Origin of the sequence: Pseudoalteromonas sp. 3J6, from assembly GCF_903995135.1 — a bacterium.
Lineage (GTDB): Bacteria > Pseudomonadota > Gammaproteobacteria > Enterobacterales > Alteromonadaceae > Pseudoalteromonas.
This window is the reverse complement of the sequence record NZ_LR877185.1, coordinates 1,479,523-1,492,474: the sequence shown is the minus strand read 5'-3', so window position 1 is coordinate 1,492,474 and position 12,952 is coordinate 1,479,523. Positions and strand designations below refer to the sequence as shown.

General features: G+C 40.5%; 10 protein-coding genes. 5 read left to right on the top strand and 5 right to left on the bottom strand.

Annotation, left to right across the window (positions count from 1 at the left end):
• Positions 1 to 262 precede the first annotated feature (262 nt).
• The gene (locus P3J6_RS06940; RefSeq protein ID WP_010390740.1) at positions 263 to 2,419 is read left to right on the top strand and encodes a TonB-dependent receptor family protein; all 2,157 of its coding nucleotides are present in this window, start codon (positions 263 to 265) and stop codon (positions 2,417 to 2,419) included.
• A gap of 84 nt (positions 2,420 to 2,503) precedes the next feature.
• Here the strand turns inward: P3J6_RS06940 and rlmB are convergent, their stop codons facing one another.
• From rlmB to P3J6_RS06915, 5 genes are all read right to left on the bottom strand, one after another.
• A complete protein-coding gene (gene rlmB / locus P3J6_RS06935; RefSeq protein ID WP_008112440.1) occupies positions 2,504 to 3,247 on the bottom strand; it encodes a 23S rRNA (guanosine(2251)-2'-O)-methyltransferase RlmB in 744 nt (247 codons plus the stop codon).
• Positions 3,244 to 5,703: a ribonuclease R gene (rnr, locus tag P3J6_RS06930; RefSeq protein WP_198522545.1), complete on the bottom strand. Its 2,460-nt coding sequence runs from the start codon at positions 5,701 to 5,703 to the stop codon at positions 3,244 to 3,246. Before rnr ends, rlmB begins: the two co-directional genes overlap by 4 nt.
• Before the next feature lie 208 nt (positions 5,704 to 5,911).
• The gene (locus tag P3J6_RS06925) at positions 5,912 to 6,646 is read right to left on the bottom strand and encodes an enoyl-CoA hydratase/isomerase family protein (RefSeq protein ID WP_198522544.1); all 735 of its coding nucleotides are present in this window, start codon (positions 6,644 to 6,646) and stop codon (positions 5,912 to 5,914) included.
• 129 nt (positions 6,647 to 6,775) lie between these two features.
• Complete coding sequence (locus P3J6_RS06920) at positions 6,776 to 7,390, bottom strand: response regulator transcription factor (protein ID WP_054202298.1); 615 nt, start codon at positions 7,388 to 7,390, stop codon at positions 6,776 to 6,778.
• Positions 7,387 to 8,490: a sensor histidine kinase gene (locus tag P3J6_RS06915; RefSeq protein ID WP_198522543.1), complete on the bottom strand. Its 1,104-nt coding sequence runs from the start codon at positions 8,488 to 8,490 to the stop codon at positions 7,387 to 7,389. The genes P3J6_RS06920 and P3J6_RS06915 overlap by 4 nt, the downstream gene beginning before the upstream one ends.
• A 328-nt stretch (positions 8,491 to 8,818) precedes the next feature.
• On the opposite strand from P3J6_RS06915, the gene P3J6_RS06910 reads away from it, so the two are divergent.
• From P3J6_RS06910 to queG, 4 genes are all read left to right on the top strand, one after another.
• Positions 8,819 to 9,685, top strand: coding sequence for a DMT family transporter (locus P3J6_RS06910; protein WP_198522542.1), 867 nt, complete (start codon positions 8,819 to 8,821; stop codon positions 9,683 to 9,685).
• Positions 9,682 to 10,386, top strand: coding sequence for a glycerophosphodiester phosphodiesterase (locus P3J6_RS06905; RefSeq protein ID WP_010390735.1), 705 nt, complete (start codon positions 9,682 to 9,684; stop codon positions 10,384 to 10,386). Before P3J6_RS06910 ends, P3J6_RS06905 begins: the two co-directional genes overlap by 4 nt.
• A 58-nt stretch (positions 10,387 to 10,444) precedes the next feature.
• Positions 10,445 to 11,665: a methyl-accepting chemotaxis protein gene (locus P3J6_RS06900; protein WP_054202301.1), complete on the top strand. Its 1,221-nt coding sequence runs from the start codon at positions 10,445 to 10,447 to the stop codon at positions 11,663 to 11,665.
• 70 nt (positions 11,666 to 11,735) lie between these two features.
• Complete coding sequence (gene queG, locus P3J6_RS06895; protein WP_178954980.1) at positions 11,736 to 12,869, top strand: tRNA epoxyqueuosine(34) reductase QueG; 1,134 nt, start codon at positions 11,736 to 11,738, stop codon at positions 12,867 to 12,869.
• Positions 12,870 to 12,952 lie beyond the last annotated feature (83 nt).

The following is a 12,952-nucleotide window of genomic DNA, read 5'->3' as shown; positions in this document are numbered from 1 at the left end:
CACTCGTTTGGCATTGATGCTGCGTTATCGCCTATTTATGGGGAATAACCACACCACATAGGCTCTGCCTTGCCTAAATACCAAACAGACTGCTGCAAATTTAACCTTGAAAGATCAACAGACCCTAGTTAAAAATGTTATAAAAATAGCGTGTTTTTACGGCAAATGTAAATATAACTAAAACTTAATAATATTGATTCTCATTCGTTAACATGTTTAAATTACGCCAATTTTAGTAGTTGAACTATTTTTAGGGTAATCAATGTCACATAAATTTTTAGTTTCCTCGTTAACTGCAGCCGTAGCGCTGTCTTTAAGTGCTACAGCAATGGCAAAAGATGCCGGCGGCGTTGAACGCAACTTTGAACAAATTACCGTTATTGGCTCACAAGCAGCAATTAACGATATTCCAGGATCGGCTACATTTATCTCTGATGAAGAATTGCAAAAATTCGAATTTACCGATATTTCTCGCGTATTAGCATCTGTACCAGGTGTATACGTTCAAGAAGAAGATGGTTATGGTCTGCGTCCTAACATTGGTATGCGTGGCACAGGTACTGGCCGTAACGATAAAATTTCAGTAATGGAAGACGGCGTACTCGTTGCACCGGCTCCTTATTCTGCACCATCGGCTTATTACTTCCCAACTATGGGTCGTATGGAATCAATTGAAGTATTAAAAGGTGCTGCCTCAGTTAAATATGGCCCGCGCACTACCGGTGGTGTATTAAATTTACTTTCTCGCAGCTTACCAACTGAAGCAAATAGCTCTATGGGTATGGTTGACGCGGCACTTGGTAGCGATGGTTACTATAAAGGTCACGCTTACTTCGCTAAAGAAAAAAATAACACTGCTGGCTTAATTGAAGTGTTTTCTTACGGCGCTGATGGTTTTAAAGAATTACCTGTAGGCGATGACAACACTGGTTTTGAAAAAAATGACGTACTGGTAAAATTTGGCCATACCTTTGGTGAAAACGATGCCCACAACATTGAGTTTAAAGCTAAGTACTCTGAAGAAACATCAGACGAAACGTACATGGGCTTAACTAACGCAGATTACCAAGAAAATCCTAACCGTCGTTATGCGGCATCGCAAAATGATGAGATGAACACCCGTCATAATGCATACCAAGTAAACTATGCATACCGCTTTGGTGAAGGTTACGAATTTTTAGCAACCGCTTATCTAAACGACTTCCACCGTAACTGGTACAAAGCCAGTAAAGTAAGCGAAAGCTACCTTGAGCAATACAGTGAATTTGAAGCAAACCCAACGGCTGAAGGTATCGAAAACATCGGTGTTAAAGCTAATAACCGCGACTACCAAGCCAAAGGCGTGCAGTCTGAATTACACATTCCAGCGGGCGATCACTACATTACGGTTGGCGTACGTTACCACGAAGATGAAATGGATCGTTTCCAGTGGGAAGACAAATACACGCTTAATCAAGATTTAAGCATGACTCTTACTTCGCAAGGCGCACCTGGCTCTAATAGCAATCGCTTAGACAGCGCAAAAGCAAGCACCCTATTTATTCAAGACGAATGGACAATGGATGCATTAGTAGTGAGTGCAGGTCTGCGTTATGAAGACATTACTATTACCCGTGAAGAATGGGCTAAATCAGATCCAACTCGTAGCCAAGGCTTAACGAAAGATATTTCAAACGATACTGAAATTTTAGTACCGTCTTTAGGCGCTACTTACACACTTAACGATAACGTAACGTTACTTGCAGGCATTCAAAAAGGTTATGCACCCGCAGCGCCAGGCAATGCTGACCAAGACGAAGAAGAAAGCGTCAACATTGAGTTTGGTTCTCGTTTTAATGCAAACGGCTTTAACGGTGAAGTGATTGCATTCTACTCTGATTACGACAACATGCATGGTAACTGTACCGCGTCAGTAGGTTGTAGCGACGACAACATTGGCGACCAATACAACTACGGTGAAGTAGAAGTATCAGGCTTTGAATTTAGCGCTGGTCGTACGTTTAATACTGCATCAGTTGCGTTCCCAGTTAAACTGACTTACACCTACACTGATTCAGAGTTTAAAAACACATTTGATTCAGAAATTTGGGGCTCTGTAGAAAAAGGCGATGCAATGCCTTACGTACCAGAAAACCAAGTTGCTTTATCATTTGGTGCCGAAGTGAATAACTTTGTTGTTAACAGCCAAATACGTTACGTATCGGATGCACATGCTGACCTTTCTGACTCAGGTTTAAATGCGATTGATAGCCGTGTTGTATGGGATTTAGCTGCTAAGTACTTAATTGATGAAAATCAAAAAGTATACCTAAGCGTTGATAACCTGTTTGATAAAACCTACATTGCTAACCGCGCAAATGGAGGTATTCAACCAGGTAAGCCACGCTCAGTACAAATGGGTTACTCTTACAGCTTTTAATAAAGCGCTAACTTAAAAGTACAAAAAAGCCGAGATTGATATAATCAATCTCGGCTTTTTAATGCCTATGTGATTAGCTTAGGCTTAATTTGTTTCTGCGCGCTGGCGTAACACTTCAAATAAACAAATGCCGGTTGCTACCGATACATTTAAACTTGAAACCGTGCCTGCCATTGGGATTTTAACGAGCACATCACAATGCTCACGCGTTAAGCGGCGCATGCCCTCGCCTTCAGCACCCATCACAATCGCCATTGGGCCTGTTAAGCTGGCATCAAATACATGTGTGTCGGTTTCACCGGCAGTACCTACAACCCAAACGCCCGCGTCTTTTATTTCACGTAATGTACGTGCAAGGTTAGTTACCTGAATAAGCGGTACCGTTTCTGCTGCGCCACAGGCCACTTTACGTGCTGTGCCATTAAGCTTTGCTGATTTATCTTTAGGAACAATCACCGCATGTACACCCGCTGCATCGGCACTACGTAAGCAAGCACCTAAATTATGCGGATCGGTAATGCCATCAAGCACCAGTAAAAATGGCGTGTCTTCACGTTCAATGATCTCATCGAGATCTTTTTCATTAAACACTCGCGCCGCTTTTACGTTGGCAATAATGCCTTGATGCTGTTCATCTTTCGCTTTGTTATCAAGCGCTTTTCGTTGCATAAACTGTACTGAAATACCAAACTGACGCGCTTGCTCAATCACAGGCGATAAACGCTTATCATCACGTCCCTTAAGGGCGTATATTTCTATAAAGCGCTCTGGCTCTTTTGCTAAAATTGCTTCAACAGAGTGAAAGCCAAAAATTAATTCATTACTCACGAATTGTTTGCTCCTGGGCTACTACGTTTACGGGCATTTTTACCTGGTCTTTTAGGCTTTTTGACCGCTTTCTTTTTGGTTTTTTTCTTCGCGGTGGTGTCATCCGCTGTTACTTTAGACTTACCCGCTGCCTTAGTTTTACTTGCAGGCTTTTTTCCACCTTTTGGTTTTTTACTGTCGCTTGCTGACTTTTTACCCGGTATTTTACCGGCTTTAAGTTGCGAGCGAACGCTTGCTGGGGCATTCTTTTTTGGCGCACGACGACGCGCATAACGATCTTGAGCCACATCGCCTTTAAGCGTTAAGTTAATTCGGCGATCATCTAAGCTTACCGAGGCAACTTGTACAGTTACTTTATCGCCTAAGCGATAAACCGTATGTGTGTGTTCACCCACCAAGCAATGTTTAGCCGCATCATGTTGGAAGTATTCATCACCTAAATTGGTAACATGAATTAATCCATCAATTTGTAAATCGTCTAAACGAATAAATAAACCAAAATTAGTAACCGATGAAATAACCCCGTTAAACTCCGTGCCTACATGATCTTGCATGTATTCACATTTTAGCCAATCGGCTACTTCACGGGTGGCATCGTCTGCGCGACGCTCAGTAGTTGAACACTGCTCACCAAGTTGATCGACTTCATCATCGCTGTAGGCATATTCACCTGACGTTTGTTGGCCCTGCGCTTTTAACACCGCTTTAATTGCACGGTGTACCACTAAATCGGGGTAACGGCGAATTGGCGAGGTAAAATGCGCATAAGCTGATAATGCTAAACCAAAGTGACCTATGTTATCTGGCTGATATACCGCTTGCTTCATTGAGCGCAGTAGCATAGTTTGAATAAGTTCAGCTTCAGGACGGTCCCCTAAACGAGCCAACACATGAGTGATTTCTTTCGGGGTGGGTTCATCGCTTAGCGTGCTCTCAATACCCAACTCAGTTAAAAACTGAGTAAAGTTACCCAGTTTTTCGCTATCAGGTTCATCATGCACCCTAAATAACGCACTTGCTTCGTGTTTCTCAAGTAATTTAGCCGCCGATACATTGGCTAAAATCATACATTCTTCAATCAGCTTGTGCGCATCGTTACGAATAACTGGCACAATAGATTCTATTTTACGCTGTGCGTTAAATACAAAACGGGTTTCGAGTGTTTCAAATTCAATTGCACCACGCTCTTGGCGTGCTGCTTTTAATGCCATGTACATTTGCTGTAAGTCAGTTAAATGTGGCACTACAGCTGCGTATTCTTTACAAAGCTTTTCGTCATTTTGTAAAATGGCATTTACTTTGGTGTAGGTTAAACGAGCATGCGAATTCATTAGTGCTTCGTAAAACTTATAGCCCGACAGCTTACCCTCTTGCGATACGGTCATTTCTGCAACCATACACAGGCGATCTACCTCAGGGTTAAGCGAACACAAACCGTTAGACAATACTTTTGGCAGCATTGGAATAACTTGCTCAGGGAAATACACTGAGTTACCGCGCTCTATCGCTTCTTTGTTAAGCGGCGTGTTCATACCTACATAATGGGATACATCGGCAATGGCTACCCATAAACGCCAACCACCTGACTTTTTAGGTTCACAATAAACAGCGTCATCAAAGTCGCGAGCGTCTTCGCCATCAATAGTGACAAGTGGTAAGCCGCGTAAATCAACACGGCCTTGCTTATCGGCTTCTTCAACAAATTCACCTAAGTGGGCAACTTGCTGCTCAACTTCTTCAGGCCACACGTGTGGAATATCGTGATTACGCAGCGCAACTTCAATTTCCATACCCGGCGCTAAATGCTCGCCCAGTACGTCAATCACTTTACCTACCGCATTCATATTGCGGCTTGGATTTTGAGTTATTTGCACTTGCACCATTTGGTTGTGGCGTGCGCCTTTTTCGTTACCCGGTAAAATAATAATATCTTGAGTAATGCGCGGATCTTCAGCAACCACCACAGCAATACCATGCTCAACAAAATAGCGGCCAACAATAGGCGCTCGCTCATTAGTAAGCACTTTAATGATACGGGCATCGCATTTTGAGCCTGAACCACGCTTAGTGCCTTTCGCAAGAACAATGTCGCCATGTAGCACCATATTCATTTGATGCTTAGCAATAAACCAGTCTTTGCTCTCGCCTTCAACTTCTAAAAAGCCAAAACCGTCTCTATGACCGACAACTTTGCCTTTGGTTAAACCGGCTTCGTCAATCAGGGCATAACATTTAAATTTATTAAAATACAATTGCCCGTCGCGCTCCATGGCACGAAGTCGGCGCTTAAATGCTATTTGTCGTTCTTCATCGTTGACTGCGAGTTCTTCACATAACTGTGTGTAATTAGCAGGTTTTGAACGCTCTTGAAGGTGAGTAAGTATAAACTCACGACTAGGGACTGGGTTTTCGTACTTTTCTTGTTCTCGACTGAGATTTGGATCTTGGTTTGACATTCACTATCTTGTTAGTTGGTTATGTAAGCATTTTAACTCATATACTCGAAATGAGACAGGTAAAAGCCATTAAACTTTTAATAAAGCGTTATTAGCTTTTGCATTTTGTAGCAATGTAGCTAAATAACACTTAACACCTACTTAATTAATGCACATAAAAGTGAGTAAATTAGCTGTGCTGATGTTTACTCACTTTTATAAAAACAGCTTACTTTTGCTGTAGTTTCTTCCACAATAGCGTGCTGATATGTTCAATAAAAGCCGAATCTTGTGCAGCCATAACATCGAGTATTGGTTTGTTCATTTGGGTTTTGTTTTGAGCGTATATCCAACGATTTTTATTAAAGCTTTGCGCAAACTCTAACACACCCGTTTGCAAGGCTTGCTCATCAGCAAAAATCGCTTCTACCACATTTTGTTGTAGCAGTTTGTGCGCGTCAACACGCTCGCCAGTCATAGCTAAGCGGTTAAAAAATTGAGGATTAATCGCTTTATTAATAATCGGAAACATAGACGGTACAAACGGTACCAGTACATCAACTTCAGGAAAGCAGAAAAAGCCTTTGTCCGATTTCATAAACCGAAAATCACAGGCACATGCCAACACCGAGCCATTACCATAAGTGTGACCGTTTAGTGCAGCAATGATAGGCATAGGAAACGTCACTATGCGTTTAAATAACTGCCCTATCGAATTCATAAAATCGGCAATAACTGCAGGCGTGTTATCTGGACTTGCCATCCACTGTAAATCTATTCCCAATGACCAGCTTTTATCGCTGCTTGAGGTTAATACTACGGCGTTAATATCGCCATTGGCTTCTATGCTATCTAAGTGTTGATTAAGTTCAGCTATAAAACTAGGGTTATGGCGGTTTTCAGCGGTATTCATGGTAAGTATTGCCACGTTTTGCTCAGTGGTAATTTTTATTAATGCGGTCATTCGAGCCTCTTTGAGTGCATTTAGCTGCGCTTTTAGCACTTTTCGTTACTTTTATAGTTATGCACTGAATAGTAATACGTTGTATAAAATTTATAAAGTGCCTATTTTTGTAATCATTAAAGAAGTTATTTATAACCATCCCTTTTGCCGAGCGATACGCGCTGCATCTATCCTGTTTGTGGCATTGAGCTTTGCAATCGCATCAGATAAATAATTACGCGTTGTCCCTTCACTTATATAGAGCTGCTTAGCTATTTCGCTGGTTTTTAAGCCATCACTTGCAAGCTTTAAGGCTTTACGCTCTTTATCTGTGAGTGGGTCGGCATCGTCTAGGGCATTAATGGCAAGTTCTGGGTCAATCACCTTTTGCCCTTGCATTACTTTTTTTAACGCGTTTATTAGCTCTTCGCTGGGTGCTTCTTTTAAAATAAAACCTTTAACACCCGCATTCAAAGAGCGCCTAATATAACCAGCACGTGAAAAAGTGGTCATAATTACCATATTAATTGCAGGATATTTAGCGGCTATTTGCTCACTAAGCTCAATGCCATTCATGCTTGGCATTTCTATATCCGTTAAAATGATATCTGGATGTAAGTCTTTACTAAGCGCGCTGATTTCATTTAACGCATCTCGCCCATTACATGCTTGACCAATTACCTCAATATTAAAGTCGAGGCTTAATAAAGCGGCAACTGCGTCGCGCACCAGCGCTTGATCTTCAACTAAATATACTTTGATCATTTTAAATCCTCAGCACTTAATGGCAGTACAACGTTTAAAGTAAATGTATCGCCACAGGTAAATTTTGCACTGCCGTTTAATTGCTCTGCTCGCTCTTTAATGCCATTTAAACCATTTCCCGCTTTTAATGTGGTGCATGGCGCGTTATCAATAACGGCAATAAGTAATTGCCGCTTTGTTTGTTCTATATTAATAGAACCGATTTTTGTGCTGCTATGGCGTAATAAATTAGTCACTGACTCTTTAATAATAAGACTCGCAATGCCCTCAACCTTGGCAGGTAACGTCGCTAAATTAACGTTAAATTTTATGTTAAAGCCTTGCTCTTTGAGTGTTTGTTTTAGCTGTGTTATTTGGCTGTTTAAGTTGAGCTGCTTTAAATCACTTACCGCGTTTCGTACATCACTCAGTAACTGTCTTGCAAGATCTGCTACTTGGGCTATTTCGTTATTAGCCTGCGCGTATCGTTCACCTTGATTTAGTTTATTCGCAAGTTCAGCTTTTAAAGCTATTGATGACAGTGAGTGACCTAAAATATCATGTAAATCTCGGGCTATGCGTTCACGCTCAGCAATGGCTGCTAGTTGCTCCAATTGCTTTGCGCTTTCTTGTTCGCGCTTTTTATGTTCGCGCTCTCTTTTTGCTGCAATCCCATAGCTAAATAAGGCGGCACATAATATTAATGCCACAGCCAAAAAGTACTGAAGCTTTCCTATATCGCTTAAATACGAACTTGCAAAAAGCGCGACTATAATGGCTAATGCGGCATAATACCGCTGCTTTTGGGTATAACTATACCCTGCCACATAAGCAACAAAACCATACAAAGTAGGTGTGCCAGAGGTAAAAAAAGTGGCGCTAAAACAAATGGCGAGCAAGGCTAAAAATAAGGGGGTAATTTTTGTGTTATTGCAGTTAATTGCTTTTATGTACAAAATAATAAAAGCAATATAAAAAGCTAAACATAGGCTCATTTGGCTTTTTGTAAATTGGTCAAAATTAATAATTAATGGCAATAAATAAAAGCCGGTAAAAATTAAATGGCCATACTTCCAAAACGTTTTATCCGTTTGTTGAGAAAAGCTACTTAGCGAACTCATACTAATACCTCTGGCCTATTGTTTTTGTTTATAGCACTATTTTTATTAATAAATATTAATAACATAAAAATGAATGCGAACATAAAACAATCTTCATAAGTCGCAGTTAAACTTAGTGTTTCTACAAAGTCGCTAATGCTTAAGCTTATTAAAATTAAGGAATTCATAACACCCTCCAATATAAGTAAAGTAACTATGCCATTAGATAAAATATATAAGAGTGTGAAGTGTCATTAACTTGGCTGACATTTGTCATGAAATAGAAAAATTCATCTTCTGAGTGTAAAAGCAATGCTAATATAGCCAAAAAAAGTGACAAGGAAATCTCGTGCAGTCCCAACAACAAAGCTTAATTTACTTACATATTGCCGTCCTTTTATTTGGCGGCACCGCCTTATTCGCAAAGCTAATTGGTTTGAATGCATTAGATATTACCGCTTATCGCGCGGCTATCGCTGGGGTGGCAATTTGTGTGCTACTGACTTTGCAAAAAAAACCAATTAAGCTGCATCACGCCAAAGATTATGTGATTGCCATTTTATTAGGCGTTGCCGTAGGTATTCACTGGGTAACCTACTTTGCAGGCATGCAATTGGCGGGAATTACCGTGGGCATGTTAGCTTTTTTTACCTATCCCGTGATCACGGTATTTTTAGAGCCTCTATCTAATAAAAGTAAGCCCAAGACAAAAGATATAATAAGCGCTGTGGTGGTGATTATTGGCATTTATTTATTGATCCCTAACGTTAATTTAGGCGATGACATCACTTTAGGTGTTGTGACGGGGGTGGTATCAGCGTTGTTTTTTGCTATTCGTAATATTACCCATAAACGCTACTTTAGTGAGTATGGTGGACCGCAAACCATGTTTTATCAAACGTTAGTGGCAAGCCTGATGCTATGTGCATTTATTGAAGTACCCATAACACAAATTAATGATACTGATTTAATATTGCTGCTTATCGCCGGTGTGGTGTTTACTGCGATGCCGCATTCGTTATTTGCAGCGAGTTTAAAACATTTATCAGCAGCGACCGCTGGATTGATTTCTTGCTTACAGCCCCTTTATGGCACAATACTGGCTATAATTATTTTGCACGAACGCCCCTCAGTGATGACCCTGATTGGTGGTGCACTGATTGTTAGTGCTGCGTGCTTTGAAACTTGGTCAATCTCACGGAAAAAGCAGCCATGAAAATATTTGCTCATAGAGGCACAAGCACACACTTTCCTGAAAATACACATAGCGCCATTATGGCGGCGTTAAAAGCAAATGTAGATGGCATTGAGGTTGATGTACAAAGCGCACTTGATGACTACGTGATTATTCATGATACCTATCTAGATAGAACTACTAATGGTAAAGGTAAAGTGTGCGACCTAAGCGCTCAGCAAATTCAACAATTTGATGCGGGAAATGGTGAGCAAGTGCCTACCCTACAACAACTAATTGACTGGAATAGCAATCAAACCTTACTTAATTTAGAGCTAAAACATACTTTTGAACTAGAAAAGTTTGCTGCGCAACTAGAAATGAATATTACTGCAAATAAGATATCAGCAGACAATATTTTAGTTTCATCATTTAATCATCATCAACTACACTGGCTAAAGAACCGCTTGCCTTGGCTTAAAATTGGCGCACTTACTGCATCAATTCCATTGCAGTATGCGAAGTTTGCTGAAGACTTACAGGCCTTTAGCATTCATGTTGACAAAAACTTTATGAACAAGTCGTTTGTTGACGATGCCAAACTGCGCGGCTTACAGGTGTTTGCCTACACCGTAGATGAAGTTGAAGATATTAAACTGATGCTTGCCTGTGGTGTTGATGGCATTTTTACTAACGACCCTGAACGAACTAAGCATTTTTTGGCGCAATTAAATGAACTATAACTAATTATTTAATTGCTATTTATGCTATAAAAACAATAATTTAGTAGGTCACTATTTAATGAGTAGCTACATGCGTATTTATAATTTTTTAGAACAAACTCTATTTTTTACTTTAACCCGAAAAATAGTGGGTAATTTAAGCTTTGTATTTTTATTTCAAGCTATTACATTATTTTGGTTACACAGTAGCCTCTCTGAAAATCAACAAAGCACAGGGCTATTTTGGGCATTAACCCTGCTGATTGTTGCCGGTTTTATATTTACTATTTTTTATATGCGCTTTTTAATTGTGCGCCCGGTAAAAGCCATGCGCGATACGTTGATTAATATTAATCAACAAGATGCCAACTTAGCTGCCAAACTTCCTCATTTTACTTTTGATGAATTTAGAGATTTAAGTGAACAATATAATCAGTTTACTACGCATTTAAACAGCTTATTAAGTACGACCTACAGCAGCGCTCAGGAAAGCGTGCAAAGTAATAGCCAAGTAACGCAATCAATGCAGCACACAGAGCAACTAAGCGAACAGCAAATTAACTTGAGCCACACCATAATTAATGCCAGTAACCAAATTACCCAAAGCCTGCAAGATATAGTAAGTAACACTGATAGCGTACATCAGGTAAATAATGAACACCTTAGCTTTGTTAAGCTCTCTGCGAGCGAACTGTCTAAACTGGTTGAACAGGTGAGACTTATTAATGAAATGCTGGGTAGTTTTTCTAAAACGATTGCAGGCTTAAAAGAGAATAGTGAAAACATTCGTAGCATTTTAAAAATGGTAGAAGAGTTTTCTGATCAAACTAATTTATTAGCGCTTAATGCGGCAATTGAAGCAGCGCGCGCCGGAGAAGCTGGGCGAGGTTTTGCCGTGGTTGCCGATGAAGTTCGCACCCTATCGGTTAAAGTAAGTGATGCAACCCGCCAAATTAGTGATTTTATTACCCAAATGAATGAGCTGGTTAATGAAACCAATAAAGAGTCTCAGCAGTTAATTAGTCACTCTAATAACGCACAAGCTGCAATCAACGATACCTCAGAAGGTTTTGGAAAAATGCTCAATGAATTTGAGCATAATCAGCAGCAATTACAGCAAATAGCTAACGCAGTTCATTTACTTGAAGATACACAAAATCAAACTCATGAATCGGTTGAACAAATTGTGGCGCTTGGCGAACAAGCAAAGCAACAAATAGACACCGCATTGCATGACTCTGAGCAATCACAAAAACTAAGTCAACAAACCCAACAACAGTTAAAGCGTTTTGTAGACTAGGGCTGACTAGTTTTACCCAAGCCGCGATTATGCTAAATTACGCGGCTTATAATATAACTATGTGAAGCATGTGAGCGACGTCAATCTAAATTATGAACAGCTAGCCCAGCAAATAAAGCTATGGGGTCAAGAACTTGGCTTTAGTGAAGTGGGTATTACTGACATTGATTTAACTAAGCATGAAGCACAGCTGCAGCGATGGCTTGATGCGGGTTTTCATGGCTCAATGGATTATATGGCAGCCCATGGTATGAAGCGTGCTCGCCCTAATGAGCTAGTACCCGGAACACAGCGGGTTATTTCAGTTAAAATGAATTACCTCCCACCTGATTCTGGCTTTGCCAAAAACCTTAAAAATACCGAAAAAGCCTATATCAGTCGATATGCCCTTGGCCGTGACTATCATAAGTTGATGCGCAACCGAATCAAACAGTTAGGTAAAAAAATTGAACAATATGTGGGTGACTATAGCTTTAGGCCTTTTGTTGATTCAGCCCCTGTACTTGAACGTCAACTCGCTGAAAAAGCGGGATTAGGCTGGCGCGGAAAGCATTCTTTATTAATAAATAAAGAGGCGGGTTCTTGGTTCTTTTTAGGTGAGCTTTTTGTCGACTTACCTTTACCTATTGATAACGAAAACACTTTTGAGGGCTGCGGCAAATGCGTTGCCTGCATAACACTATGCCCCACTGGTGCTATTGTAGAACCTTATGTGGTTGATGCGCGTAAGTGCATTTCGTATTTAACTATAGAGCATCAAGGCGCTATTCCTGAGCAATACAGAACATTAATGGGAAATCGCATTTATGGCTGTGACGATTGCCAATTGGTATGCCCATGGAACCGCTACGGACAAATTACCGATGAGGCTGACTTTCATCCTCGTACACAATTAAAAAACAAAGATTTACTCGAGTTATTTGCTTGGGATGAAACTACCTTTTTAAAAAATACCGAGGGCAGTCCAATCCGCCGCATTGGCCATGAACGTTGGCTACGAAATATAGCCGTTGGCTTAGGTAACGCAGATTTTAGCCCGGCAATTATTGCTGCACTCGAAGATAAACGCCAAACAGTCAGTGACTTGGTGGGTGAACATATAAATTGGGCACTCGCCCAGCAACACGATAAACAAAGGCAAAAGTTGCGTAAAACAGCACGATTAATTCGTATTGTCGAAAAAGGCCTCCCCAGAGACGCGTAAGCCTTTTACCTTTTTATGTAATCACTTTCTCTATGAACTCTTAGCCCTCTTTGTGCATAATTTACTAACATCTAATTTAACAC

Bases quoted from the DNA above. Each gene is read 5' to 3' on its own strand.
- P3J6_RS06940 (WP_010390740.1), top strand. From the start codon at position 263: ATGTCACATAAATTTTTAGTTTCCTCGTTAACTGCAGCCGTAGCGCTG.
- rnr (WP_198522545.1), bottom strand. From the start codon at position 5,703: ATGTCAAACCAAGATCCAAATCTCAGTCGAGAACAAGAAAAGTACGAA.
- P3J6_RS06925 (WP_198522544.1), bottom strand. From the start codon at position 6,646: ATGACCGCATTAATAAAAATTACCACTGAGCAAAACGTGGCAATACTT.
- P3J6_RS06920 (WP_054202298.1), bottom strand. From the start codon at position 7,390: ATGATCAAAGTATATTTAGTTGAAGATCAAGCGCTGGTGCGCGACGCA.
- P3J6_RS06915 (WP_198522543.1), bottom strand. From the start codon at position 8,490: ATGAGTTCGCTAAGTAGCTTTTCTCAACAAACGGATAAAACGTTTTGG.
- P3J6_RS06905 (WP_010390735.1), top strand. From the start codon at position 9,682: ATGAAAATATTTGCTCATAGAGGCACAAGCACACACTTTCCTGAAAAT.
- P3J6_RS06900 (WP_054202301.1), top strand. From the start codon at position 10,445: ATGAGTAGCTACATGCGTATTTATAATTTTTTAGAACAAACTCTATTT.